Source organism: Streptomyces sp. NPDC001270, from assembly GCF_042896695.1.
Classification (GTDB): domain Bacteria; phylum Actinomycetota; class Actinomycetes; order Streptomycetales; family Streptomycetaceae; genus Streptomyces.
In genome coordinates this window covers 785148-810269 of the sequence record NZ_JBIAXM010000001.1, presented here as the reverse complement: position 1 = coordinate 810269, position 25122 = coordinate 785148, and the positions used below count along the sequence as shown (strand labels likewise).

Below are 25122 nucleotides of genomic sequence, written 5' to 3'. Positions count from 1 at the left end.
TCGGGGCGGGCGGGTGTCAGGCTCCGCCGGTCCCGGTCACGGGAGCGGCCCCGGTCGCCCGCCGGACGATCTCGCCGTACACCTCGGGGTCGGTGGTGTACTCGCCGAGCGCCACGGTCTTCCGGCTGCCGTGGTAGTCCGAGGAGCCCGTGACCAGCAGCCCCAGGTCCTTCGCCAGGCCGCGCAGCCGGTCGCGGGCGTCGGCGTCGTGGTCCATGTGATCGACCTCGATGCCGTCGAGCCCGGCCGCGGCCATCCGGGCGATGGCGGACTCCGGCACCGTACGCCCGCGCTGGGCGGCGGCCGGATGGGCGAAGACGGTGACGCCCCCGGCGGCCTTGACCAGCCGGATGGCCTCGAACGGGTCGGTCTCGTGCTTCTCCACGAAGGCCCGGCCGCCGTCGGCCAGCCACTCCTCGGTGAACGCGTCGCTCACGGTCGGCACGACACCCAGCTCGACGAGTGCGGACGCGACGTGCGGCCGCCCGACGGAACCGTCACCGGCGATCCGCTTCACCTGCTCCCAGGTGATCGGGACGCCCAGCCCGGTCAGCTTGGCGATCATGCCCTGGGCCCGCGGCACCCGGTCGTCCCGGACCAGTTCGCGCTCGGCGAGCAGGGCGGGCTGTCCGGGGTCGAAGAGGTAGGCCAGCATGTGCATGGAGATGCCGTCGACACGGCAGGACAGCTCGGCGCCCGTGACGAGGGTGAGCCCCGCCGGGAGGGCGGCGACGGCCTCGGCGTGACCTCGGGTGCTGTCGTGATCGGTCAGGGCGACGACGTCCAGACCGGCCTCGGCTGCGTTGCGCACCAGTTCGGCCGGGGTGTCCGTGCCGTCGGAGGCCGTGGAGTGGCAGTGCAGGTCGATACGCACGAAGCAGGCTCCAGGCGGGGACGGGACCAGGGGATCAGCTCAAGCATAACGGCGGCGCTCAGGGCTCCAGCAGCCTCGGGGACAGCGCACCGCACGGCACCAGGTCCAGCTCGGCGCCCGCGTCCCGCAGGTCGGTCAGCACCAGTTCGTCGTACATGATCAGCCCCGTCTGCTCGGGCCACACCACCGCCCACAGCCACAGCCCGCATGCCTCGCCCGCGAAGACGGCACGGTCGTCGGGGGTGCCGGTGACCTGCCACAGGGGGGTCGGCCGACCGACCGCGAGCACCTTGGCCTGGGGCGGTTTCTCGACGCTCAGATACGGTCCCGGATCCGGTCCGGCGATGCCGGCGTACCGCGCGCCCAGGCCGACGCCCAGTTCCTCGGCGATCAGGATCAGCTCGCCCATGCCCCCCAGCGGGCCGGGTCCCGAGCAGGCCACCGCGGTTGCCCGGCCGCCGCTGCGGTCGTCGCCCGCACAGGCCACGCCGGTGAACAGCCAGCCGACCGGCAGCGGCCAGGGCATCCACACCGGCACCTGCGTGCGCTGGACCACGACGCTGAGCGCCTCGACGCTGGGCGGGATCACGGGCTGAAGCGGATAGACCGTCCCGTGCACATCGCACTGCCAGGAGTCGGCGAAGAGTCCGGGAGCCCTGACCCGGCCCCCGCACTTCGGGCAACTGGGTTCGCCCCTCATAGGGCCCCACGGTCCTACCCGCACTCCCCCACGTCAAGGACGATCACCCGTCCGGGCGGATTTCCGGACCCATCATATTAGATGTACTCTACATTAATTAGCAGAGCTAACTTACTATATGCATAGAGCAACGATCGACCGACGGCCTCTCCCGGGGTCCGGTCCGGATGGGAGCACACATGGACGACGCCTTCGACGAGGCGGCGGGAGGCATCCTGCGGCAGCCCAAGGCGGTCTGGGCGACGGCCGGCGCCTCGGTCGTCGCCTTCATGGGCATCGGGTTGGTCGACCCGATCCTGCCGTCCATCGCCGAGGGCCTGCACGCCACCGCCGACCAGGTCTCCCTGCTGTTCACCTCGTACTTCCTGATCACCGCCGTGGCGATGCTGCTCACCGGCTTCGTCTCCAGCCGGATCGGCGGGCGCAGGACCCTGCTGCTCGGGCTCGCGTTCGTGGTGGCCTTCGCCGCGCTCGCCGGCACGTCCGGCTCGGTCGGCCAGCTCGTCGGCTTCCGGGCCGGCTGGGGTCTCGGCAACGCGCTGTTCGTCTCGACGGCCCTCGCGGTCATCGTCGGGGCGGCGGCCGGAGGAAGCGCCGCCGCGATCCTGCTCTACGAGTCCGCACTCGGCCTCGGCATGGCGTGCGGCCCACTGCTGGGCGCGGTGCTCGGCAACGCCAGCTGGCGCTACCCGTTCTTCGGCACGGCCACCCTGATGGCGATCGGCTTCCTGTGCATCGCGGCGTTCCTGAAGGAGCAGCCCGGAGCCGCCCGCAGGACCGCGCTGCTCGACCCGCTCAGGGCGCTCGGCCACGGCGGGCTCGCCTCGGCGGCGGCCTCGGCGTTCTTCTACAACTACACGTTCTTCACCGTGCTGGCCTTCACCCCGTTCGTGCTGAACATGTCCCCGTACCGCTCGGGAGCCGTGTTCTTCGCCTGGGGTCTGCTGCTCGCCGTCTTCTCGGTGATCGTCGCCCCGCGGACGCAGAAGCGGTTCGGTTCGCCGAAGGTGCTCGGCGCCTCGCTGGTGCTGCTCGCCGCGGACGTGCTCGTGCTCGGCTACGGCGACCACACCACGGCCGTCGTCTGCACCGTCCTGTCCGGCGCCTTCATCGGCGTGAACAACAGCGTCTACACCGAGTTGGCCCTGGGCGTGTCGGACGCCCCGCGCCCGGTGGCCAGCGCCGGATACAACTTCGTGCGCTGGTTCGCCGCCGCTGCGGCGCCCTACTTCGCGCCGCGGATCGAGAAGTGGACCGACAGCCACGTCCCGTTCGTGGTGGCGGCGGTCACCGCGCTGCTCGGCGCGGTCGTGGTCGTCGTACGGCGCAAGGCGCTGTCCGCCGAAACCACGGAGCCGGCGAGCCGGCACGCCGCCGAGGACGGAGTCGGCGCCTTCGCCAACTGACCCGTTCCAGCCAGGATTCGGTGAGATCCGTCACTCGCGGGCCGGACTTCCGGCCGGGTCCGGTCAGCCGAGCGGGACGGTTCCGCGGGCGGGGTCCCGCAGATCCGTCCCGCTCGCCAGCCAGCGCTCCTGGAGGGCCTGCGCGCCGTGCACCCGCTTCCAGGCGGCCTCGTTCGCGGTCATCGGCAGCAGCGGCAGGAACCGTACGGGATCCCTCGGCGCGTCCAGCGCCAGATCCTCGACCAGGCCGCCCGGCTCGGCGACCAGGACGGAGCTGAAGGGCGCGCCCGGCCACAGCGGCCCGCCCACGTCCAGGGAGCCGCCGGGGGCCACGATCACACCTTCGACCTGCGGTGAAGCGGCCAGTACGGCGAGCGGGCGGAGCACCTTGTCGGTGTCGGCGCGCCCGGCGCGGACGGACAGCACCAATTCGGCGCGCGGGCCTTCGACGGGGTCGGCGAGCAGCGCCGCGGGATCCGTCATGGGGTGGGCGGACATGCCGAGCGTGACGTAGCGGACGATGTCGCCTTCGGGGCCGCGGTCGTGGAAGCGGAGCACCTCGACGCGGTCCGTGCCGACGAAGGTGACGGCCGCGCGCGCGGCCGGTTCGCCCAGCGCGGTCGTCAACCGGGCCTCGACCAGAGGAAGAACATCAACCATGCGGTGAATATAGAACTCGTCAGCCCCGGGCAAAGCGGCACCTTGACACTGCGGTCGGCTGATACTCTTGGCCGGTGGTTCGGGCAGCACGCAGAAGCGTCGCATCGAGTCCCGACACCTGTGAGACTCCCCGACGGGGAATGGACCGTCCCTTACGAGGGACTGGCTGGAGGAGGTGGGGCTGTCATGGATCGAAGTCGACCGTGCAGTACCACTCGCTCTTCCGACCGTTGATGTAGCCGTTCCTGATCCGGTCCGCTACCACCTCTCGCGTTCGCGCCGTCGTCCGTGCCCTCGGAAGAGCACGTCGTTCTGTTCTGCCTGATCTGTCTGATCTGAGTCAGCAGCGAAGCTCGCCACCGCGACGGTGCGGTGCTCCCCGCTTTGTGGACGTGCCAAACATGCGCACCGAGGACGTCCATATTCCGGGCAGTTCCAGCCGTCACAACGGCACTCTCGCGCTTCGCCGCTCACCGCGAAGGAGAGCCCGCCATGTCGATGATCCGCGACCTGCGTGCCGTGGTCCGTCCTTCCCGTCCCTCGCTGCGCAAGGCCGCGCCGCGCCGGGACGGCCTGGCCTACGACACCACCCGCGATCCCGCGACCCCCTCCGCCATCGTCGACTGCGCCGTCTACCGTGACGGCGCCCGCGTCGAGAGCGCGAAGCCGCTGAGCCCGCACGAGGCGATGCGCCAGGTGCGGCGCGACGGCGGTTTCGTGTGGATCGGCCTGCACGAGCCGACGGAGGCCGAATTCGCCGGTATCGCGGGCGAGTTCGGGCTGCACCCGCTGGCCGTGGAGGACGCGGTGCAGGCGCACCAGCGGCCCAAGCTGGAGCGGTACGACGACTCGCTGTTCACCGTCTTCAAGACCGTGCACTACGTCGAGCACGACCAGCTCACCGCCACCAGCGAGGTCGTGGAGACCGGCGAGGTCATGTGCTTCACCGGCCGGAACTTCTTCATCACCGTCCGGCACGGCGGGCAGGGGTCGCTGCGAGCGCTGCGGCACCGGTTGCAGGACGACCCGCAGTTGCTCGCCAAGGGACCCTCGGCGGTGCTGCACGCGATCGCCGACCACGTCGTCGACGGGTACCTCGCCGTCGCGGACGCGGTGCAGATCGACATCGACGAGGTGGAGACCGAGGTCTTCTCGCCCGGCCGCAAGGGCGGGGTGTCGCGCGGTGTGGACTCGGCGCGGATCTACCAGCTCAAGCGGGAGGTTCTGGAGTTCAAGCGCGCCGTCTCGCCCCTGCTGCGGCCCATGCAGCTGCTGAGCGAGCGGCCGATGCGGCTGGTCGACCCCGAGATCCAGAAGTACTTCCGGGACGTCGCCGACCATGTCGCCCGGGTGCAGGAGCAGGTCGTGGGCTTCGACGAACTGCTCAACTCCATCCTCCAGGCCAACCTGGCGCAGGCGTCGGTCGCGCAGAACGAGGACATGCGGAAGATCACGGCCTGGGCCGCGATCATCGCCGTACCGACGATGGTGTGCGGGGTGTACGGCATGAACTTCGACCACATGCCCGAGCTGAAGTGGAAGTACGGCTACCCGCTGGTCATGGGCATCACGGTCGCCCTGTGTCTGACCATCCACCGCACACTCAAGCGCAACGGCTGGCTGTGACGGCGACGGCGGGCCCGCCCGCGGGGGCGGCCGGCCGACGGCGACGGCGGCCGTGACCCCGTCCGCGGGGCGGCTGGCTAGGCTGGGCGCATGACAACCGAGCTGCTCGACCGGGCCCTCGTCGAGGAGGCCACGAAGAAGTCCGGCCTCGTCTGGGTCCGCGGCGCCGGGGCGCCCGCGGCGCGCGCGCTGTGGCACGTGTGGCACGACGGCGCGGTGTGCCTGGTCGGCGACGGGCCCGGGGAACAGCCGCTGCCCGGCCTCGTGGACGGCGGCACCGCCGAGGTGACCGTACGCAGCAAGGACAAGGGCGGCCGGCTGGTCACCTGGACGGCGGCGGTGGCCGAACTCCCCGCGGCATCCGAGGGGTGGGAGACGGCTGTGGCCGAACTGAAGGGCAAGCGGCTCAACGCGCCCGACGGCGAGGCCATGACGGACCGCTGGGCCCGCGAGTGCCGGGTGCTCCGCCTGACGCCGACCGGCGCGACGGCCCCGCTGCCGGAGGGGCCGCTGGCCGAGCCCCCGCTGCCGACCCCGGCGACGACCCGCCGACCGGCCCCCGCGGGCCTGCCACGGCTGCTGGCCAGGCGCGGCAGGCGCACGTAAGGCACCCGTTGGGCGCAGGTAGCGGCCCGCCGGAGAAGCAGCCGGACCCGGCCGCCGGGGAACGGGCAGTCCGCGGACGGCGGCGATCCGGCCGGGCCACGGGTCGGGCCCGGCCGGAGAACCGGGGCCGCGCGGCCGGCTAGGACGCCGGGAGCTGTTTGCCGTAGTCCACGGTGTCGCCCTTCGACGGCTCCTTGAGGGTGAAGCCCTTGTCCCAGTCGGAGAAGCTGAGCGTCCCGGCGTCCCCGGCCCGGGTCAGGTTGAGCGGGTACGGCTCGCCCTCCAGGGAGACGTCGAGGGTGCCGCCGGCGCCCTTGTCGCCGGTGATGCGGATGGTGCGGACCCCGGCCTGCTCGTGGTGGCCGTCGGTCGTCAGGTCACCGTGCAGCGTCAGCAGCCCGTCGAGGAGCAGGTCCTTGTCCGTGAAACCGCTGAACTTCTTGTACGCGGGATCGCCCTGCGGCACCTTCACGTACTTGCCGTCCAGCTTGTCCGCGCTCGCCACCTCCCCGCCCTTCGCGTCGGCGCCGTCCGCGTGACGCCAGAAGTCCGCGTCGGCCTTCAGGTACAACTGCTCACCGATCCGCAGCAACTGGAAGGTCGCCCCCTTGGAGGTGACCGAACCGGTGCCCCCGCCGGCCTTCAGCCGCATGTCGAGCCGGTACGTGTTCCCGCTGGTCACCACGGTCCCCGACAGGCGTACCGCCCCGGCCGAGTCGGCCGCCGACCGGGTCCGGGACTCGATCTGGCCGGCGGACAGTCTGCCCACCCCGTTGGTGCCCGCGTCCGGATCCTCACTGCACCCCGTGACCCCTGTCGCCCCGGTCACGGCCAGTGCGCACATCGCGGTCACCAACACGGCCCGGCGAACACGGCCCGGCGGAATCACGGTCACAGGCAGGGCTGCCTCTCTGCTGGATCCTGAACGGCGTACGGCAGCGTACCCGGGGCCGTCGACATGTGCCGGAGCCAGTCCGTCCGGACCGCTCACCAGGGCGTATCCGAGGGGTACGGGCTAGCCTGAACCCCACCGAGCGGGCAATTCGGAAAGGGGATGAGGAAAGGAGCGAACAGCAGCATCCCGCACGCGGCCGACAGGCCCCGCGCGCAACGGCACCACGCCGTCGCACGCCGTACCCGTCACGTCGTCGCACGCCGTACCCGTCACGTCGTCGCACGCCGTACCCGTCACGTCGCAGCGCGCCGTCACGTCGTCGCACGCCAAGGAAGCCAAGGAAGCCGAGGAAGCAGAGTCATGGCAGCCGGCGCCCCCCGGATCTTCGTCTCGCACCTCGCCGGGGTCCCCGTCTTCGACCCGAACGGCGACCAGGTGGGCCGTGTGCGGGACCTCGTCGTCATGCTGCGCGTCGGACGCCGTCCCCCGCGTCTGCTCGGCCTGGTCGTCGAACTGTCCACCCGGCGCCGCATCTTCCTGCCCATGACCCGGGTGACCAGTATCGAGTCCGGCCAGGTCATCACCACCGGGGTGCTCAACGTCCGGCGCTTCGAGCAGCGGCCCACCGAACGGCTCGTCTTCGGGGAACTGCTCGACCGCCGTGTCACGCTCGCCGAGAGCGGCGAGGAGGTCACCGTCCTGGACCTGTCGGTGCAGCACCTGCCGGCCCGCCGGGACTGGGAGGTCGACCGCGTCTTCGTGCGCAAGGGCCGCAAGGGCCGCGCCTTCCGCAGGCGCGGCGGCGAGACGCTGACCGTGGAGTGGTCGGCCGTCGACGGGTTCTCCCTGGAGGAGAACGGGCAGGGCGCCGAGAACCTGCTCGCCACCTTCGAGCAGCTGCGTCCCGCCGACCTGGCCAATGTGCTGCACCACCTGTCCGCCAAACGGCGCGCCGAGGTCGCCGCCGCCCTGGACGACGACCGCCTCGCCGACGTCCTGGAGGAACTGCCGGAGGACGACCAGATCGAGATCCTCGGCAAGCTCCAGGAGGAACGGGCCGCCGACATCCTGGAGGCCATGGACCCGGACGACGCGGCCGACCTGCTCGGCGAGCTGCCCGAGGACGACAAGGAGCGGCTGCTGAGCCTGATGGAGCCCGCCGACGCGGCCGACATGCGGCGTCTGATGTCCTACGAGGAGCACACGGCCGGCGGGCTCATGACCACCGAGCCGATCGTGCTGCGGCCGGACGCCACCGTCGCCGACGCCCTCGCCCGCGTCCGCAACCCCGATCTGTCCCCGGCCCTGGCCGCCCAGGTCTACGTGTGCCGGCCGCCGGACGAGACCCCGACCGGCAAGTACCTGGGCACCGTCCACTTCCAGCGACTGCTGCGCGACCCGCCGTACACCCTGTGCAGCTCACTCGTCGACGACGATCTACAGGTCCTCGCGCCGGATGCGTCGCTGCCGGTGATCGCCGGGTTCTTCGCGACGTACGACATGGTCGCGGCGCCGGTGGTCGACGAGGCCGGTTCGCTGCTCGGCGCGGTGACCGTGGACGACGTCCTGGACCACATGCTGCCCGACGACTGGCGGGAGACGGAGTTCCACCTGGACGAGGGGACGGCCGCGCATGGCACCTGAGCGCGACGGCGCCCGCGAACGCACCCCCGCGGGCGCCACGGCCGCCGGCCGGTCCCGTACGCCCCGCCTCTACCGCCTCGACCAGCCGCGCCCACGCCGGCGCCGGATCACCCCCGAGTGGGACCCGGAGACGTTCGGACGGCTGTCGGAGAAGATCGCGCGTTTCCTCGGCACCTGGCGCTTCATCCTCTGGATGACGGTCGTCATCGTGGTGTGGCTGGTGTGGAACATCACCGCGCCGTTCTTCCTGCGCTTCGACCCGTACCCGTTCATCTTCCTGACGCTGGTGCTGTCCCTCCAGGCGTCCTACGCGGCCCCGCTGATCCTGCTGGCGCAGAACCGGCAGGACGACCGCGACCGGGTCAACCTGGAGCAGGACCGCCGCCAGAACGAACGGTCCATCGCGGACACCGAGTACCTGACCCGGGAGATCGCGTCGCTGCGGATGGGGCTGGGCGAGGTGGCGACCCGGGACTGGATCCGCTCCGAACTGCAGGACCTCGCGAGGGACCTGGAATCGCCGCGCCGCCACGACGGGCAGGTCGTCTCCCCCGCGGAAGGGCCGCAGTCGCCGCCGGGTCGCGACGCGGAGGACCGCTGACGGACGTTCCGGGGCCCCGCCGGGCGCCGTAACATCGTCCTTATGGCTACGGAAGACGCGGTACGCCAGGCACTGGCGACGGTGAACGACCCCGAGATCAACCGGCCCATCACCGAACTGGGGATGGTCAAATCGGTACAGATCGGCGCGGACGGAGCGGTCGCGGTCACCGTGTACCTGACGGTCTCCGGCTGCCCGATGCGCGAGACGATCACCCAGCGCGTGACGGAGGCGGTCTCCCGGGTCGAGGGTGTCACCGGCGTCGCCGTCACCCTCGACGTGATGAGCGACGAGCAGCGCAGGGAGCTGACGACGGCCCTGCGCGGCGGCCAGGCCGAGCGCGAGGTCCCCTTCGCCAAGCCGGGCAACCTCACCCGGGTGTACGCGGTGGCGTCCGGCAAGGGCGGCGTCGGCAAGTCCTCGGTCACGGTGAACCTGGCGGCGGCGATGGCGGCCGACGGCCTGAAGGTCGGTGTCGTCGACGCCGACATCTACGGCCACAGCGTGCCGCGCATGCTGGGCGCCGACGGGCAGCCCACCCAGGTCGAGAACATGATCATGCCGCCGTCCGCGAACGGCGTGAAGGTCATCTCCATCGGCATGTTCACCCCGGGCAACGCCCCGGTCGTCTGGCGCGGCCCGATGCTGCACCGTGCGCTCCAGCAGTTCCTGGCGGACGTGTACTGGGGCGACCTGGACGTCCTCCTGCTCGACCTGCCGCCGGGCACGGGCGACATCGCCATCTCCGTCGCCCAGCTGATCCCGAACGCGGAGATCCTGGTCGTGACGACGCCGCAGCAGGCCGCGGCCGAGGTCGCCGAGCGCGCGGGTTCCATCGCCGTCCAGACCCACCAGAAGATCGTCGGCGTGGTCGAGAACATGTCGGGCCTGCCCTGCCCGCACTGCGGCGAGATGGTCGACGTCTTCGGCACGGGCGGCGGCCAGCTGGTCGCCGACGGCCTGTCCCGTACGACCGGCACGACGGTCCCGGTCCTCGGCAGCATCCCCATCGACGTCCGCCTCCGCGAGGGCGGCGACGACGGCAGGCCGGTGGTCCTGACCGACCCGGACTCCCCGGCCGGCGCGTCCCTGCAGGCGATCGCCGGCAAGCTGGGCGGCAGGCAGCGCGGCCTGGCGGGCCTGTCCCTGGGCATCACCCCACGCAACAAGTTCTGACCCCACGGAGCCAGAGCCCCGGGCCCCGACAGGGGCACGGGGAACTGCGCGCCCAGCCACACCCGACCCGCACCACCCCACCAGCCGACCCCACCCACCCCAGGGGCGCGGGGAACTGCGCAAAAAACCACACCCCCCGCCGCACCGCCCCACCAACCGCCACCACCACCGCCCGGCCGAACCCCGCTGGCGATGGAGCGCCGAACCCCACCCGAATACGGCGCCCCCAACCCCGCCAAGCCCAGCCGCTCAGGCGTACCCGCGGATGTCCTTGATCATCGCGAACCCCAGCCCGTACGCGCTCATCCCCCGCCCGTACGCCCCCAGATGCACACCCTCCCGGGTGGAACCCGCCAGCACCCAGCCGAACTCGGACTCCCGGTAGTGGAAGGACACCGGTGCACCGTCCACGGGCAGCGACAGCGTCGACCACACCGGAGCGGACAGGTCGTCGGCGAGCGCCCAGGCGGTCTCCGTCTGCTGCTCCAGCCACTCGTCCCGCAGGGTGTGGTCCATCTGGCCCGGCCAGGTGAACGACAGCAGTCCCACCCCGGCCAGCCACGCCGCGGAGGAGACCGACGTGGCCTCCAGCAGCCCGGTGCCGTCGGCACTGCGCCGGGACGGGTTCGCGGCGACGGTCACCACGACCGCGAACTTCTCCCGGGGCTCGCCCGCGGAGCCGACCGCGTACTCGTTCTTCACGGAGGGTTCGTCGCCGTGCCCGATCGACCCGTGCTCGACCGCGCCGTCCGCCGCCGTACCGACCTGCATCAGCCAGCGCGGCCCCGTGAACGCCTCGTCGAGGCCGTACCAGGGGAAGGGCGCCAGCAGGTAGCCGTCGACCGCGCGCCGTGTGGCGGAGAGCTGTCGTCGGCCCTCCGCGGCCGACGCCTGCGCGACTGCCCCACTTGTCGTCTCCATGTGCCGGACGCCTCCTCGCTCTCGTCGGGCCGGGGCGGCCCGCCCCCCTTCGGGCGTACTCGTCCGGTCCGCACAACAACTCGGCAGCATATCCACACCGATCCGGGCAGCCGGGAAATCGCCCGGTGCGTGGGTCGCGCGGACGGCGGGTTCAGGTCACGCGCACAGCGGGCACCGTATGAAACACGTCACGTCCCGATGCACAGTCGCATCGGGACGTGGGGCGTGCGGGTGTGCCGCCGGTACGGCCGTACGGTCGGTCAGGTGGCGTCCGCGTCGAAGGGCGGGCGGTCGTCCTTGCCCGGTCCCTCGGGCTTCTTGGTCATGTCGACCCGGCCCCCGGAGTTCCCCGAAGACCCTGAAGAACCCGCCGACCCCGAAGACGCGGAGCTGTCGCCGTCGCGGCCGTTGACCGCGTCGGTGACCTCGGCCATCTCCTTCTTCAGGTCGAAACCGTTGCGAATCTCTTTCAGTCCCAGATCGTCGTTGTCCAGCTGCTTGCGGATGAACGTCTTGGGGTTGAGATCCTCGAACTCGAAGTCCTTGAACTCGGGACCCAGTTCGTTACGGATGTCTTCCTTGGCGCTCTCGGAGAACTCCCGGATCTTGCGGATCGTCCGCATGACGTCCTGGATGACCTTGGGGAGCTTGTCCGGACCGAAGACGAGCACGGCGAGCACGACGATCGTCACCAGCTCTAGCGGTCCTATGTCATTGAACACCTGAAGCTCCTTGCGATGTCCTCGGTCCTCGGCCCTCGGGTGTCCGTGCGGGTGTTTCCGTGGTCCGGGCCGGGTCCACGGTACCCGGCGTTCCCGTCCGACCGGTACTGTCCCAAGGTGAGGTTTCTGTCAGGTGTGCTCTGAGGAGCCGAGCACCAGCGACGTCCGTTTCTCCTCTCCGCCGCGTTCCAGGGTCAGGCCGAGGTGGTCGCCGGGACGGTGGGCGCGGATCTTGACGATGAGTTCCTGACCCGAGTGGACGCGTTGCCCGTCGACCTCGGTGATGACGTCACCCGCCCTGAGTCCGGCCAGGTCCCCGGGGCCGCCCGTGGTGACGGCGGGGCCGTCGCTGCCCTGGGTGCCGATCCGGGCGCCGTCTCCGGTGTAGGCCATGTCGAGCGTGACCCCGATCACGGGGTGGGTCGCCCGGCCGTCGTTGATCAGTTCCTCGGCGACCCGTTTGGCCTGGTTGACCGGTATGGCGAAGCCCAGCCCGATGGAACCGGCCTGGCCTCCCAGGGTGTCGGAACCGCTGTCGGCGGAGCGGATGGCGGAGTTGATGCCGATGACCCTGGCCTGTGCGTCGAGGAGCGGGCCGCCGGAATTGCCCGGGTTGATGGGCGCGTCGGTCTGCAACGCGTCGACGTACGACACCTCACCGCCGTCGCCGCTCTCCCCGCCCGCCGTGATGGGCCGCCCCTTGGCGCTGATGATGCCCGAGGTGACGGTGTCGGCGAGGTCGAAGGGAGCGCCGATGGCGACCACGGGGTCGCCGACCTGGACGTTGTCGGAGTTGCCGAGCGGCAGGGGTGCGAGCCCGTGTACGCCCTTGACCTGGACGACGGCCAGGTCGTAGCCGCTGTCCCGGCCGACCACCCGGGCCTTGGCGCTCTCGCCGCCGCTGAACGCCACCGTTATGTCGCCGCTCGACCCGGCGGGCTCGACGACATGGTTGTTGGTCAGGATGTGGCCGCTCGTGTCGAGGACGAAGCCGGTGCCGGTGCCCTGTTCGCCGGCACCGGTCACATGGAGCGTGACGACGCTCGGCAGGGCCCTCGCGGCGATCCCGGCCACGCTGCCGGCGGGCCGGTCGGTGGGCTCCGCGCCCGCCTGCGGCAGATGGATCTCCGACACCCCGCCGTTGCGCTCCAGATACGCCCCCACGAGGCCGCCCGCGGCGCCGCAGACCAGGGCCAGGGCCAGGGCACCGCCGACCAGCGCCCGCCGCACCTGGCGACGACGCTGCCCCTCGGTGAGCACGACGGCACCGCTCTGCTGGAGCGGGGCAGGAGCCGGGGCCGCCCAGGGGTCGTAGCGGTGCCAGGGACCGGACTGCGGGGCCGGGTGCTGGTTCTGGTTCTGGTTCTGGTTGTGGTTGTGGTTCTGGTTGTGGTTCTGGTTGTGGTCCGGCAGGGGGTACGGACTCAGCTGTGGAACCGGATCCGACAAGGTGTACGGACGCGCCTGCGGCGCCGGTTGCGGAACCGGGCCCGGCGGCGGGTAGGGGTTCTGCTGCGGCACGGCCGACGCAGCCGGTTCGCCGTGCGCCCCACCGGAGGATTCGCCGTGTGCCGCACCGGAGGAAACCGGCACGCCATGCGCCCCACCGGACGGCGCCTGCCCCTCGTACGACCCACCGGAGGAAGCCGACGTCTCATGCGGCCCACCGGACGGCGCCTGTACGCCGTGCGTCCCACCGGACGGCGCCGGGATCGGCGTGCCGTGAGCGGGCGTGGCCTCGGGGGCCGGGGCCGGGGCGGGCACGGCCGAGCCAGGGGTCGGCGCCTCCTCCGAAGCCGGCGCCGAAGCCGGAATCACCGCGTCACAACCCGAGCCCGAGCCGGAGTCAGTCCCCGGACCCGGGGCCGAGTCGGACGTGGCGTGTGCCGGGGTCGTCGCGGGGTGCGGGACCGGCGGGGCGGGCGCCCAGGGGCCGGGTTCGCCGTAGGGCGGGGTGCTGTACGGATCGGGGTCGTGCAGGGGCTTGTCCCGGCCGACGGGCGCCTCCGCCTCCACCGCGCGGGCAGGGTCGGCACCGACGCGCTCGGCGCCCATGCTCTCGGCACCGACGCTCGGGGCACCAACGGTCCCGGGGCCGGTCCCGGCGGTCGGCCGGGCCAGTTCGAAGTCGCCGTCCGGTCCGGCGGCCGGTCTCGGTGTGTGCTCCGCCGCCGCGTCCCCGGGCGGGGCCGGCTTCCGCTCGTCCATGCTCTCCCCACAGCTGCCGCGGCCGGGCGGTCCGGCAGCCCGCCGCGCATAGTCGACCTCCGTACCCGGGACGGTGCCGCGGGCACGGCCTCACAGGATTCAACCAGGTTCGCGGGCAGCCGCGCAGTCGCCGGTCAGCGAGCCGGGCGCGCGGAGGGAGCGGCGGACGAAGGGGCGGCGGAGGGGGAGGACGTGGAAGAAGACGGGGAGGGGACGGACGTCGTGTCGGGGACGGGTGCGGCGAGCAGGCCGGGCGGGGTCAGCCCGGGGGCGGTGGACCACGAGACCAGGGAGATCGGCGTGGTCCCGAACGGACGTATCAGCGGCGACATGGGGGCCGCGTCGGCTTCCACCACCGGGGGCGGCTCCGGGGCGGGCACGCCGGGCAGCAGCGGCGCGGACATCGAGGTCGGCACGAGCGCCGTCTCCCCCACCCGAGCGCCCTGCATGAACAACGGAACGGCCGAGCGACGGCGCTGGGTCTCGGAGGCCGCGGACGCCCCCGTACCCGCCGTGCGCGCCGGTGTCACGCTGCCGGCGCCCCCGCGGGCGTCCGCCGCCGTGTCACCGGGGAGACCGGCCGTGACACCGCCGAGGGCGACCGCGGCCAGCGATACCGCCCCGGCGGCGGCGAACGCGAACCGCTTGCCGCGCGAGGCGGACCGGTCCACGCTGCCGGGGCGGCCGACGGGGTGGATGCGGAAGCCGCGGTCCTCGTCCGTGCGCGGGGAGAGCGGGCTCACCGGGACGTAGCTGAACTCGAACCGGTCCTCCCGGCCGACGTCGAAGACTCCCGGCGCGGAGCCGCCGGGGAACGCGCCGTCCAGCGGTGAGCCGCCGTCCATGCCTCCGCCGCTGGCGGGAAGCCCCTGAAGGCGCGCCAGGAAGCTCTCCGAGGGCGGCGGCGGTGCCGTCTCCGCGAAGACGTGCTTCAGCCGACGCTGGGCGTCCGCCTCGGCCTTGCACCGGGCGCAGGTGGCCAGGTGGGCGAGGACGCGCTCGCGTGAATCATGACTTAGCTCCCCGTCCACCAGGGCGGAGAGCCGGTCTCCCAGATGCTCCTCTGCGAGGTGTCCCTGCGCAGGTTTCGGTCGTGATCCACTCACGCGGTCGCGCCCCCTCCTCCCAGCGCCGGCACACGGGGCACGAAGGAGCGGCGCTCGGCGGCCCGGGCCTGCGGGGAGCGGTGGGCGAGGGCCTTGCGCAGCTGCGACCGGCCGCGGTGGATACGGGAGCGGACCGTGCCGAGCTTCACGCCGAGGGTCGCGGCGATCTCCTCGTACGACAGTCCCTCGATGTCGCACAGCACCACCGCGGCGCGGAACTCGGGCGCGAGGGTGTCGAGTGCCTGCTGGACGTCCGCGTCGAAGTGCGCGTCGCTGAAGACCTGGTGGGGCGTGGGCTCGCGGCTGGGCAGGCGCTCGGCCGCGTCGTCGCCGAGGGCGTCGAAGCGGATGCGCTGCTTGCGCCGGACCATGTCGAGGAAGAGGTTCGTGGTGATGCGGTGCAGCCAGCCCTCGAAGGTGCCCGGCGTGTACGTCGACAGGGAACGGAAGACCCGGACGAAGACCTCCTGGGTGAGGTCCTCGGCGTCGTGCTGGTTGCCCGTGAGCCGGTACGCGAGGCGGTAGACCCGGCCGCTGTGCATGCTGACGATCTCCTCCCACGTGGGCGGAGTCCATGCCTGCCCGTCCGCGTCGGTGGCGAAGGTCGCGGTCTGGGTGCCGCCCGCAGCGGATGGGGCGGCGTGGCTGTGGTCAGCAGCGGTGTCGTTCACGGATTTCGGCTTGCCCGCCGACCCGAGGAAGCGCCGCAGCACTCCTCCCCGATCCTCAGGCGCAGCCGCACCTCCCCTGTCGGCTCTGGTGGTGTCCAGTGGAGCCCCTACCATAGCCACCTCGCCCGTTAGCTCCGGATAAGCGGTTTTACGAGAATTTGATCTGGGCTGACACGGCTCATGCGGCTGCGTCAGCGCTCCCTCGTCGTCCCTGTCCACTCCTACCCCCCGGTGTACCCCGCCGCTCTCGCTCTCCCCCTTTAAACGCGCGGTCCCATCAGCGGGTTCCCGGGCCAACGGATACAGTCACGCCCAGGCAATCACGGGGACAGGAGAGGGCCATTACCGGCAACCGGCAGACGAGCTGGGCGTTCGCCGACGCCTTTGTCGCCGAGGACGACGCGCTGCGCTGGGCCCGGGACCGGGCCCGCGAGGCAGGGCTGCGCTCGGTGACGCCCAGCACGGGCGCCGCGCTGCGGATGCTCGCCGCCACCGTGGACGCCAAGGCGGTGGCGGAGATCGGCACCGGCTGCGGGGTGTCCGGCATGCATCTGCTGCACGGTATGCGGCCGGACGGCGTGCTGACCACCGTGGACCCGGAGCCGGAGCACCAGCAGTTCGCCCGGCAGGCGTTCCGCGCCTGCGGCTTCGCGAGCAACCGGGCCCGTTTCATCCCGGGCCGCGCCCTGGACGTGCTGCCCCGGCTGGCCGACGCGGGCTACGACCTCGTCTTCTGCGACGGCGACCGCCTGGAGTACCCCGACTATCTAGATGAATCGTTGCGGCTGTTGCGGCCGGGCGGCCTGGTGGCCTTCGAGGGCGTCTTCGCCAACGGCCGGACCGTGGATTCGGGGCCGCAGCCCACCGAGGTGCTGCGACTGCGGGAGCTGCTGCGCACGGTGCGCGAGATGCCGGAGCTGGTGCCGTCGCTGCTGCCGGTGGGCGACGGGCTGCTCTGCGCCGTCAAGCGGTGAGCGGGAACAGCGGGAACGCGGCTGCCCCGGCACCACGTGTGTGCCGGGGCAGCCGAAAGGGTATGGTCGCTTCCGCGTCAGACGACGACCTTCTTGAGGGCGTCGCCCAGTGCCTCGGCCTCGTCAGGGGTCAGCTCGACGACGAGCCGACCGCCGCCTTCGAGCGGAACGCGCATGACGATGCCCCGCCCCTCCTTGGTCACCTCGAGCGGGCCATCGCCCGTCCGCGGCTTCATGGCCGCCATGCTCGTACCCCTTCCTGAAACCAGCTCATCGTCTGCCGACGGCCCCGGAAGGGGCACGCGTGCTCAGCAAGAGACCCGCGGCACCGGCATCGAACACATTGCTTCCAAGCCATTATCCCGCATCCCAGGACCCGATGACCAACATCAGTCGGCATCGCTTGGACAACGCGCGCGAGCAAAACCACTCAATTCGGCGATGTGACTGCGATACTGCGCCACCGCACCGACACCCTGGCGCGATCCTGCCGGAAATTGCTTGACGCAGGTCACACGTCGGGTCCGCCCCCGGCGCGGAGTTCTCCGCCATGCTGTCCCCAGACAGGACGTACTGAGCGGTACGTCAGGGCGGCGACACCGGAGGGGATGTCCCATGGCCGACACCGTGCTCTACGAGGTGAGCGACGGGCTCGCGACGATCACGTTGAACCGCCCCGAGGCGATGAACGCGCTGAACGTCGCGACCAAGGTCGCCCTCCGGGACGCGGCGCGGGCCGCGGCCGACGACGCCGCGGTACGGGCCGTGCTGCTGACCGCGGCCGGGGACCGGGCGTTCTGCGTGGGCCAGGACCTCAAGGAGCACATCGGGCTGCTGACCACCGACCGGGAGACCGGGTCGGGGCAGACGATGAGCACCGTGCGGGAGCACTACAACCCGATCGTGCGGGCGCTGGCCGACGCGCCCAAGCCGGTCGTCGCGGCGGTGAACGGGGTCGCGGCCGGGGCCGGGTTCGGCTTCGCCCTCGCGGCGGACTACCGGGTGGTGGCCGAGTCCGCCTCGTTCAACACGTCGTTCGCGGGTGTCGCGCTGACCGCCGACTCCGGCATCTCCTGGACGCTGCCCCGGGTGGTCGGCCCCGGCCGCGCCGCCGACCTGCTGCTCTTTCCGCGCAGCATCACGGCGCAGGAGGCGTACGAGTGGGGCATCGCGAGCCGGGTGGTGCCCGCGGACCAGGTGCGGCCCGAGGCCGAGAAGGTCGCCCGCGCCCTCGCCGAGGGGCCGACGGTGGCGTACGCGGCGATCAAGGAAGCCGTGGCGTACGGGCTCACGCACTCCTTCGACGAGACGCTGGACAAGGAGGACGCGCTGCAGACCAGGGCGGGCCGCTCCGAGGACCACGCGATCGCGGTGCAGGCGTTCGTGAACAAGGAGCGGCCCAAGTACCTGGGCCGCTGAGCCTCCGCGGACGGACGGGCGGGCGGAACGGGGGCGTGCCGAGCATCCGTCGAGCGACTGCCGACCGGCTGTCCGCGGCGGCCTCGGGCCCGATCGCCGGGCTGCTCGGTTGCCCGGCTGCCCGGTTGCCCGATCGCCCGGCTGCCGACGCCCCTCGGGGCGCGGCCGTCGGCTCCCGTCATGGGCACGGGGTGTGCGGGGCTGCCCGTCGGGCCAGGGGCCGGGTCGGGTGCGGGACCTATGCCGTGCCGCGCCGGGTCCGGGCACCGGAACCGGCGGGCCGGTGGCGGCCGGCCAGGGCGGTGCGGCTGACGCACGCCTCCAGGTGGTCGTCGACCAGGCCGCATGCCTGCATCAGCGCGTACGCCGTGGTCGGGCCGACGAAGCGCAGGCCCCGTTTCTTCAGGTCCTTCGACAGGGCGGTCGACTCCGGGGTGACCGCGGGAACGTCGGAGACGGTCTTCGGGGCCGGGCGGGTCGCCGGGTCCGGCGCGTACGACCAGATCAGGGTGTCCAGTTCGCCCGGGGACCAGTCGGCGAGCACGCGCGCGTTGCCGACGGTCGCGTCGATCTTGGCGCGGTTGCGGATGATGCCGGGGTCGGCGAGGAGCCGTTCGCGGTCCTCTTCGGTGAAGGCCGCGACCTTCTGGATCCGGAACTCGGCGAACGCGGCCCGGAAACCCGGCCGGCGACGCAGGATGGTGATCCAGGACAGGCCCGACTGGAACGCCTCCAGGCTGAGCCGCTCGAACAGGGCGTCGTCGCCGTGGACAGGGCGGCCCCACTCCTCGTCGTGGTAGGCCACGTAGTCCTCGGTGGACAGCGCCCAGGGGCAGCGCAGCGCGCCGTCCGGCCCGGCCAGGGCGGTGCCGTCGGTCACGACTGCTCCCCCGGGTGCGCGGGTTTGTCCAGCCTGATGTGCCCGGAGGTCTGGGCACCGGCCAGGGCGGACTCCAGGTCGGCGATGCGGGCGTCCCGCTCCGCGAGTTCGGCGGCGACGCGGCCCAGGGCGTCGTCCACGTCCGCCATGCGGTAGCCGCGGACGGCGACCGGGAAGCGCAGCGACTCCACGTCCGCGTGGCCCACGGGGCGGTCCGCGGGCAGCGGGTCGTGCAGCCGCTGCGGTGCCGCCTCCGGCAGCGGGCTGCCCTCGCCGCCGCCCACCACGGCCAGCGTCACCGCGGCGACCACCACGGCGAGCGCGATGACCAGGAACAAAAACATAACCATCGCCGGCTCCCCAGGCTCGGTGTGCTCGGTGCACCCGATGTGCTCGGTGTCGAAAGTGTCAGGGTCCGATCGTGCCATGCGAGTCTGACAGTTAGGGTCACAGGCGGCTCCGCAGCGGGACGTACCGGGATGTGTGCGGGGTGGTACCGGGATGTACGAGGAGAGGTCACAGGGGATGCTCAGGTTGGGCAGGCGGGAATTCGGGCCGCACGAGCAGGTGATCATGGCGATCGTGAACCGGACCCCGGACTCCTTCTACGACCAGGGGGCCACCTTCCGCGACGAGCCGGCACTGGCGCGCGTGGAGCAGGCGGTGGCGGAGGGCGCGGCGATCATCGACGTCGGCGGGGTCAAGGCCGGGCCCGGGGAGGAGGTCACCCCCGCGGAGGAGGTGCGGCGGACCGTCGGGTTCGTGGCGGAGGTGCGGCGCCGGTTCCCGGACGTGGTCATCAGCGTGGACACCTGGCGGGCCGAGGTCGGCGAGGCCGTGTGCGCGGCGGGCGCGGACCTGCTGAACGACGCGTGGGGCGGGGTGGACCCCGGTCTCGCGGAGGTCGCCGCACGGCACGGCGTGGGCCTGGTGTGCACGCATGCCGGCGGCGCGCAGCCACGGACCCGGCCGCACCGGGTGGCGTACGACGATGTGGTGGCCGACATCCTCCAGGTGACCGTGGGGCTGGCCGAGCGTGCGGTGGCGCTCGGGGTGCCGCGGGAGTCGGTGCTGATCGATCCCGGGCACGACTTCGGGAAGAACACCCGGCACAGTCTGGAGGCGACCCGGCGGCTGGACGAGATGGTGGCCACCGGATGGCCGGTGCTGGTGTCCCTGTCCAACAAGGACTTCGTCGGGGAGACGCTGGACCGGCCGGTGAAGGAGCGGGTCGTGGGCACGTTGGCGACGACGGCGGTCTCGGCGTGGCTGGGGGCGCGGGTGTACCGGGTCCACGAGGTGGCCGAGACCCGGCAGGTGCTCGACATGGTGGCGACGATCGCGGGCTGGCGTCCGCCGGCGGTGGCCCGGAGGGGGCTGGCGTAGCCGGCCACCCCTCCGGCAGCGCGCCGCTCACTCAAGGGCGCGCCCGATGTGCTCGATGTGCAGAATCCGAGCCTCCGGGTCCATGCGGTACACCACCCGCCAGGGGCCGTGCCGGAGCCGACGGCGATCGACGCCCCAGGCTCGGGATCCTTCGGGCCTGGGGTTCTCCGCCAGTTGGTCGGTCGCCTTGAGCAGGGCGTCCACTGCGTGGGGATCGTCCTTGAGGAAGCCCGTGGCCTCGTCGAGTGCCACCGGCTCCCACTGGACCTCCCCCATCACTCCGTGCTCCTCCCGGCTGCTTCGAGGAGTATCCGCCGCGCCTCGGCGTGGGGCACGGCCGCCTGCGCGCGCCCGAGAGCACGGTCACGCTCGAGGCGGGCCAGTGCCAGAGCGTCCTCAAGGTCTTCGAGTTCCGCCGGCGAAATGAGGACAGCGGTCGGGGTACCACGGTCCGTCAGAGTGATGTGCTCGTGCTGAGCGGCCCGGCGGGCGAGTTCACCGAGCCTGCCCCTCGCCTCGGCAATGGGATACGTAGCAGACATGCATCGTGTACACCCAGATGACACTTCACCCTCCGAGCCGGTCCTAGCGCGCCGCCTCCTTCGACACCAGCTCGACCGCCTCCGCCACGTCATCCGTGACGTGGAACAGGAGCAGGTCCTTCTCCGCGGCCTTGCCCTGGGCCACCAGGGTGTTCTCCAGCCAGGAGACCAGGCCGCCCCAGTACTCGCTGCCGAACAGCACGATGGGGAAGCGGGTGACCTTCTGGGTCTGGACGAGGGTGAGGGCCTCGAAGAGTTCGTCGAGGGTGCCGAGGCCGCCGGGCAGGACCACGAAGCCCTGGGCGTACTTGACGAACATCATCTTGCGGACGAAGAAGTAGCGGAAGTTGAGGCCGATGTCGACGTAGGGGTTCAGCCCCTGCTCGAAGGGCAGCTCGATGCCGAGGCCCACCGAGATGCCGCCCGCCTCGCAGGCACCCTTGTTGGCCGCCTCCATGGCACCGGGACCGCCGCCCGTGATCACCGCCCAGCCCGCTTCCACGAGGCCGCGGCCGAGCCGCACGCCCGCGTCGTACTCGGGTGAGTCCACCGCCGTCCGCGCCGAGCCGAACACGCTGATCGCGGGCGGGAGTTCGGCCAGGGTGCCGAAACCCTCGATGAACTCCGACTGGATGCGCAGCACCCGCCAGGGATCCGTGTGCACCCAGTCCGAGGGGCCACCCGCGTCCAGCAGCCGCTGGTCCGTGGTGCTCTCCGTTACCTGGCCGCGACGCCGGAGAACCGGCCCCAGGCGCTGCTCCTCCGGCGGCCTCGTCCTGCCCTCCGGGCTCCCAGTGGCCATATGCGCTCCCTCCGATTGCCGTCTTTTCACCTCAGCGTAGATCGGCGCGGGTTACGCGCGGGGGACCTCGGCATGTCCGCCATGAAGCGCCGTGCCGCCCGCGCGTCTCCTGCCGTCCGCCTCGGTCATTCCGTCAGCCACGCCCGCAGGCGGGCCTCACCCGCCAGGACCTTTCCGGTTTCTACTCGTTCGTCCCGTTTGTGCGCCAAGTGCGGGTTTCCCGGGCCGTAGTTGACCGCCGGGATGCCCAGGGCCGAGAACCGGGACACGTCCGTCCAGCCGTACTTCGGCCGCACCTCGCCGCCGACCGCCTTGACGAAGGCCGCCGCCGCGGGGTGGGACAGTCCCGGCCGCGCGGCCCCGCCGTGGTCGTCCACCACGAACTCCGCCACCCCGCAGTCCGCGAAGACCTCCCGGACGTGGGCGATCGCCTCTTCCTCGGTCCGGTCGGGCGCGTAGCGGAAATTGACGGTGACGGTGCACTCGTCCGGGATGACGTTGCCGGCCACGCCGCCACTGATGCCCACCGCGTTCAGGCCCTCGCGGTACTCCAGGCCGTCGATCACCGGGTGCCGCGGCTCGTACGCCGCCAGCCGGGCCAGGATCGGGGCCGCCGCGTGGACGGCGTTGGCGCCCATCCAGGCGCGCGCCGAATGGGCCCGCTCGCCCGCCGTGCGCAGCAGGACGCGCAGGGTGCCCTGGCAGCCGCCCTCGACCTCGCCGTCCGAGGGTTCGAGCAGCACCGCGAAGTCGCCCCGCAGCCACTCCGGATGCGCCTCGGCCAGATGCTTCAGCCCGTTCAGATCGGCCTGGACCTCTTCGTTGTCGTAGAAGATGAAGGTCAGGTCGCGGTTGGGGGACGGGACCGTGGCCGCGATGCGCAGTTGCACGGCGACGCCCGACTTCATGTCACAGGTGCCGCACCCCCACAGGACGCCGTCGGCGTCGAGCCGGGAGGGGACGTTGTCGGCGATCGGGACCGTGTCGATGTGGCCGGCCAGGATCACCCGCTCGGGACGGCCCAGGTCCGTCCTGGCGATCACGTTGTTGCCGTACCGGTCCACCGTCAGGTGCGGCAGGGCGCGCAGGACGGCCTCGATCGCGTCGGCGAGCGGTTTCTCCGTGCCGCTCGCCGAGGGGAAGTCGACGAGTTGCGCGGTGAGCGCCGCGGCGTCCAGCGTGAGATCGAGCGAGGTGTCGGCCATGGCACCGACCCTAACGCGCCGCCACGCGGTGGACGGCCCACGCCGGTCGCCCCATGGAGTCACCTGGTCACAGGGTGCTCCAGTACCTTGTACGCGTGTCAGAGCCGACCCCTCGCCCTGCCAGGCGACGCCGCCGCCTCGTCCGCTTCGCCGCGGCCGTCGCGGTCCTGTGCGCGCTCGCGGGCTATCTCGTCGTGCAGTACGTCACCGGCGGTACCGCACGGGCCTGCAAGGTGGTCGCGGCCGGCAGCGCTCCCACGGCGTACCGGTTCACGCCCGAGCAGGCGGTGAACGCGGCGACCATCGCCGCCGTGGGCACCGGGCGGGGGATGCCCGAGCGGGCCGTGGCAGTCGCGCTGGCGACCGCGCTCCAGGAGTCCGGGCTGCGCAATCTGGCGCACGGCGACCGGGACTCGGTCGGCCTGTTCCAGCAGCGGCCCTCGCAGGGCTGGGGCACCGAGAAGCAGATCATGGACCCGGCGTACGCGGCGGGTGTCTTCTTCGAGCACCTGGCCAAGGTGCCCGACTACGCCCGGCTTCCGGTCACGGTGGCCGCGCAGCGCGTGCAGCGCAGCGGTTTCCCGGAGGCGTACGCCAAGCACGAGCAGGACGCCGCGCTGCTGGCCGCGGCCCTGACCGGGCAGACGGCGGCGTCGCTCACCTGCCAGGGGCTGCCCGCGGCCGACGCGCGGACCACGGCCATGGGTACGGGCACGGGCATCGACACGGGCACGGCCGTCGACGCGCTGCGGGCCGCGCTGGTCCGGGACTTCGGCCCGTCGGAGAACCTCCAGGAGGCCGGTGCCCAGGTGGGCGGGGCGGGCCGGCCGTCGCCGAAGCCGTCGCCCACGGTGACCGCGCGGGCGCAGGGCCGGATGATCACCCTGCCGGTGCCGGGCGGCACGAAGACCGACGCGGCCGGACGCAGCGAGCTGGAGCGGGGCTGGCAGCTGGCGCAGTGGGCGGTGGCCAACGCCTCGGCGCTGCACATCCGGCAGGTGTCGTACGCGGGGCGGCAGTGGTCGGCCGGGAGCACCGACAGCCAGTGGCGGCCGATCACCGCGGCGGGCGCGCCAGGTACGGAGCGGACCACGGGGTCGGTCCGGATCGCGACCGGACAGTAGTACGGAGCCTCACCCTCCGGGGTCATGGCGTGCGCGCCGGGACGGTCGGGCGGGCAGGTGTGCGCGCGACCATCCCCGCGAACCGGAAAGCCCATGGAAATGCGGTGCTGTAAGGATCCTGCACACACTCCGACGGGATGCCCTTTGCCCGTTTTTATCCACAACCGATAATGCGATGCGTTATCAATTCTTTACCTGACGCCTCCGCAACCTTCACGGGTTTCGAGCGGTAATCACTGCGTCCGAGCCCGGACGACGGCCGACACCGGTCGATCAACTCCCGGGCGCGGTCGGATACTTCACCATCCTTCCGTCGAATGGAGCATCATGTCCCTCCCCCTGACCCGTCGGATCGCCCGTGCCGCGCTGCTCGTCGCAGCGGGAGCGGCAGCCGGGGTCGGTGCGGCCGGCTCCGCCAGCGCGGCGCCGAGCCACCCGGCCACCCCGAACCTCGGCGGGCTGACCGCCCTGGACGGGGCGAGCGTCGGCACCACCGTCGACGGCGCGACCCAGCACATCACCGGGGTCGTCGGCGACACGGGCGGCAAGGCGGTCCAGAAGACGGTTCCGGCCGCGGGCAAGGCCGGCGGCCAGGCCGTGAAGAAGACGGCACCGGTGGCGCAGAAGGCGGCGGGCGACGTGGCCGGCTCCGCCGGGGCCATCCTCGGCGAGACGGCCCAGTCGGCCACCAAGGGCGGACTGCCGACGGGCTCCCTCACCAAGGGCGGGCTGCCGACCGCCCAGCTGCCGGTGCAGGGCCTGCCGCTGGGCGGCTGATGCCACACCGCCCGGCCGAACGGTGAACGGGGTCCAGGACACTCCTGGACCCCGTAGCCGTAGCCACAGCGCCCCTCAGGGCCACGGGAAACCGCGCGACCAACCACAGCGCCCCTCAGGGGCGCGGGGAACTGCGCGACCAGCCACGACGGCGCCGCAGCATCCCCTAGGGGCGCGGGGAACTGCGCGCTCAACCA

27 protein-coding genes are annotated in these 25122 nt (G+C 72.1%); 11 read left to right on the top strand and 16 right to left on the bottom strand.

Annotated elements, in window-relative coordinates; translation table 11 throughout:
• Positions 1-16: 16 nt before the first annotated feature.
• Positions 17-874, bottom strand: coding sequence for a PHP domain-containing protein (locus ACFY2B_RS03640; protein ID WP_390761455.1), 858 nt, complete (start codon positions 872-874; stop codon positions 17-19).
• Positions 875-932: 58 nt separating this feature from the next.
• A complete protein-coding gene (locus tag ACFY2B_RS03635) occupies positions 933-1574 on the bottom strand; it encodes a DUF6758 family protein (protein WP_390761454.1) in 642 nt (213 codons plus the stop codon).
• 179 nt (positions 1575-1753) lie between these two features.
• Here ACFY2B_RS03635 and ACFY2B_RS03630 point away from each other — a divergent pair, with 179 nt between their 5' ends.
• Entirely contained in the window at positions 1754-2980 is a 1227-nt protein-coding gene (locus ACFY2B_RS03630; protein ID WP_390761453.1) for an MFS transporter, read from the top strand.
• A gap of 63 nt (positions 2981-3043) precedes the next feature.
• On the opposite strand, the gene ACFY2B_RS03625 is transcribed toward ACFY2B_RS03630, so the two are convergent.
• Entirely contained in the window at positions 3044-3640 is a 597-nt protein-coding gene (locus ACFY2B_RS03625) for a suppressor of fused domain protein (RefSeq protein ID WP_390761452.1), read from the bottom strand.
• Between the two features lie 492 nt (positions 3641-4132).
• Between ACFY2B_RS03625 and ACFY2B_RS03620 the strand changes: the two genes are divergently transcribed.
• Positions 4133-5266, top strand: coding sequence for a magnesium and cobalt transport protein CorA (locus ACFY2B_RS03620; RefSeq protein ID WP_390761451.1), 1134 nt, complete (start codon positions 4133-4135; stop codon positions 5264-5266).
• 90 nt (positions 5267-5356) lie between these two features.
• Entirely contained in the window at positions 5357-5872 is a 516-nt protein-coding gene (locus tag ACFY2B_RS03615; RefSeq protein ID WP_390761450.1) for a hypothetical protein, read from the top strand.
• A gap of 139 nt (positions 5873-6011) precedes the next feature.
• On the opposite strand, the gene ACFY2B_RS03610 is transcribed toward ACFY2B_RS03615, so the two are convergent.
• Positions 6012-6716 carry a hypothetical protein gene (locus ACFY2B_RS03610; protein WP_390761449.1) on the bottom strand — a complete coding sequence of 235 codons (705 nt, stop codon included), beginning with the start codon at positions 6714-6716 and terminating at the stop codon, positions 6012-6014.
• 411 nt (positions 6717-7127) lie between these two features.
• Between ACFY2B_RS03610 and ACFY2B_RS03605 the strand changes: the two genes are divergently transcribed.
• Genes ACFY2B_RS03605 through ACFY2B_RS03595 form a run of 3 tightly spaced genes read left to right on the top strand, consistent with a single transcriptional unit; the run spans position 7128 to position 10188 of the window.
• Positions 7128-8411 carry a magnesium transporter MgtE N-terminal domain-containing protein gene (locus tag ACFY2B_RS03605; RefSeq protein ID WP_390761448.1) on the top strand — a complete coding sequence of 428 codons (1284 nt, stop codon included), beginning with the start codon at positions 7128-7130 and terminating at the stop codon, positions 8409-8411.
• On the top strand, positions 8401-9012 hold the full coding sequence (locus ACFY2B_RS03600; RefSeq protein ID WP_390761447.1) for a DUF1003 domain-containing protein: 612 nt from the start codon (positions 8401-8403) through the stop codon (positions 9010-9012). The genes ACFY2B_RS03605 and ACFY2B_RS03600 overlap by 11 nt, the downstream gene beginning before the upstream one ends.
• A gap of 42 nt (positions 9013-9054) precedes the next feature.
• Entirely contained in the window at positions 9055-10188 is a 1134-nt protein-coding gene (locus tag ACFY2B_RS03595) for an Mrp/NBP35 family ATP-binding protein (protein ID WP_390761446.1), read from the top strand.
• Positions 10189-10437: 249 nt separating this feature from the next.
• Here the strand turns inward: ACFY2B_RS03595 and ACFY2B_RS03590 are convergent, their stop codons facing one another.
• From ACFY2B_RS03590 to sigE, 5 genes are all read right to left on the bottom strand, one after another.
• The gene (locus tag ACFY2B_RS03590; protein WP_390761445.1) at positions 10438-11109 is read right to left on the bottom strand and encodes a hypothetical protein; all 672 of its coding nucleotides are present in this window, start codon (positions 11107-11109) and stop codon (positions 10438-10440) included.
• 260 nt (positions 11110-11369) lie between these two features.
• The gene (locus tag ACFY2B_RS03585; protein ID WP_390761444.1) at positions 11370-11831 is read right to left on the bottom strand and encodes a sec-independent translocase; all 462 of its coding nucleotides are present in this window, start codon (positions 11829-11831) and stop codon (positions 11370-11372) included.
• Positions 11832-11960: 129 nt separating this feature from the next.
• Positions 11961-14039: a trypsin-like peptidase domain-containing protein gene (locus ACFY2B_RS03580; RefSeq protein ID WP_390761443.1), complete on the bottom strand. Its 2079-nt coding sequence runs from the start codon at positions 14037-14039 to the stop codon at positions 11961-11963.
• A 134-nt stretch (positions 14040-14173) separates the two neighbouring features.
• Positions 14174-15145 carry an anti-sigma factor family protein gene (locus tag ACFY2B_RS03575; RefSeq protein ID WP_390761442.1) on the bottom strand — a complete coding sequence of 324 codons (972 nt, stop codon included), beginning with the start codon at positions 15143-15145 and terminating at the stop codon, positions 14174-14176.
• A complete protein-coding gene (gene sigE / locus ACFY2B_RS03570; protein WP_390761441.1) occupies positions 15142-15858 on the bottom strand; it encodes an RNA polymerase sigma factor SigE in 717 nt (238 codons plus the stop codon). The genes ACFY2B_RS03575 and sigE overlap by 4 nt, the downstream gene beginning before the upstream one ends.
• 299 nt (positions 15859-16157) lie before the next feature.
• On the opposite strand from sigE, the gene ACFY2B_RS03565 reads away from it, so the two are divergent.
• Entirely contained in the window at positions 16158-16790 is a 633-nt protein-coding gene (locus ACFY2B_RS03565) for an O-methyltransferase (RefSeq protein WP_390761539.1), read from the top strand.
• 77 nt (positions 16791-16867) lie between these two features.
• Here the strand turns inward: ACFY2B_RS03565 and ACFY2B_RS03560 are convergent, their stop codons facing one another.
• Positions 16868-17035, bottom strand: coding sequence for a DUF3117 domain-containing protein (locus tag ACFY2B_RS03560; RefSeq protein ID WP_018544333.1), 168 nt, complete (start codon positions 17033-17035; stop codon positions 16868-16870).
• A gap of 370 nt (positions 17036-17405) precedes the next feature.
• Here ACFY2B_RS03560 and ACFY2B_RS03555 point away from each other — a divergent pair, with 370 nt between their 5' ends.
• On the top strand, positions 17406-18209 hold the full coding sequence (locus ACFY2B_RS03555; RefSeq protein WP_390761440.1) for an enoyl-CoA hydratase/isomerase family protein: 804 nt from the start codon (positions 17406-17408) through the stop codon (positions 18207-18209).
• A gap of 238 nt (positions 18210-18447) precedes the next feature.
• Here ACFY2B_RS03555 and ACFY2B_RS03550 read toward each other — a convergent pair whose 3' ends face one another.
• The gene (locus ACFY2B_RS03550; RefSeq protein WP_390761439.1) at positions 18448-19089 is read right to left on the bottom strand and encodes a DNA-3-methyladenine glycosylase I; all 642 of its coding nucleotides are present in this window, start codon (positions 19087-19089) and stop codon (positions 18448-18450) included.
• Entirely contained in the window at positions 19086-19439 is a 354-nt protein-coding gene (locus ACFY2B_RS03545; RefSeq protein WP_390761438.1) for a DivIVA domain-containing protein, read from the bottom strand. Before ACFY2B_RS03545 ends, ACFY2B_RS03550 begins: the two co-directional genes overlap by 4 nt.
• A 175-nt stretch (positions 19440-19614) precedes the next feature.
• Here ACFY2B_RS03545 and folP point away from each other — a divergent pair, with 175 nt between their 5' ends.
• Complete coding sequence (folP, locus tag ACFY2B_RS03540) at positions 19615-20475, top strand: dihydropteroate synthase (protein ID WP_390761437.1); 861 nt, start codon at positions 19615-19617, stop codon at positions 20473-20475.
• Positions 20476-20502: 27 nt separating this feature from the next.
• On the opposite strand, the gene ACFY2B_RS03535 is transcribed toward folP, so the two are convergent.
• The 4 genes from ACFY2B_RS03535 to dapE form a co-directional block, all read right to left on the bottom strand.
• A complete protein-coding gene (locus tag ACFY2B_RS03535; protein WP_390761436.1) occupies positions 20503-20751 on the bottom strand; it encodes a type II toxin-antitoxin system RelE/ParE family toxin in 249 nt (82 codons plus the stop codon).
• Complete coding sequence (locus tag ACFY2B_RS03530) at positions 20751-21017, bottom strand: type II toxin-antitoxin system prevent-host-death family antitoxin (protein WP_390761435.1); 267 nt, start codon at positions 21015-21017, stop codon at positions 20751-20753. The genes ACFY2B_RS03535 and ACFY2B_RS03530 overlap by 1 nt, the downstream gene beginning before the upstream one ends.
• Before the next feature lie 43 nt (positions 21018-21060).
• Positions 21061-21819, bottom strand: coding sequence for a TIGR00730 family Rossman fold protein (locus ACFY2B_RS03525; protein ID WP_376529774.1), 759 nt, complete (start codon positions 21817-21819; stop codon positions 21061-21063).
• Between the two features lie 125 nt (positions 21820-21944).
• Positions 21945-23024: a succinyl-diaminopimelate desuccinylase gene (gene dapE / locus ACFY2B_RS03520; RefSeq protein WP_390761434.1), complete on the bottom strand. Its 1080-nt coding sequence runs from the start codon at positions 23022-23024 to the stop codon at positions 21945-21947.
• Positions 23025-23119: 95 nt separating this feature from the next.
• Here dapE and ACFY2B_RS03515 point away from each other — a divergent pair, with 95 nt between their 5' ends.
• Both ACFY2B_RS03515 and ACFY2B_RS03510 read left to right on the top strand, forming a co-directional pair.
• On the top strand, positions 23120-24148 hold the full coding sequence (locus ACFY2B_RS03515) for a heavy metal transporter (protein ID WP_390761433.1): 1029 nt from the start codon (positions 23120-23122) through the stop codon (positions 24146-24148).
• 327 nt (positions 24149-24475) lie between these two features.
• Positions 24476-24925, top strand: coding sequence for an ATP-binding protein (locus ACFY2B_RS03510; protein ID WP_390761432.1), 450 nt, complete (start codon positions 24476-24478; stop codon positions 24923-24925).
• Positions 24926-25122 lie beyond the last annotated feature (197 nt).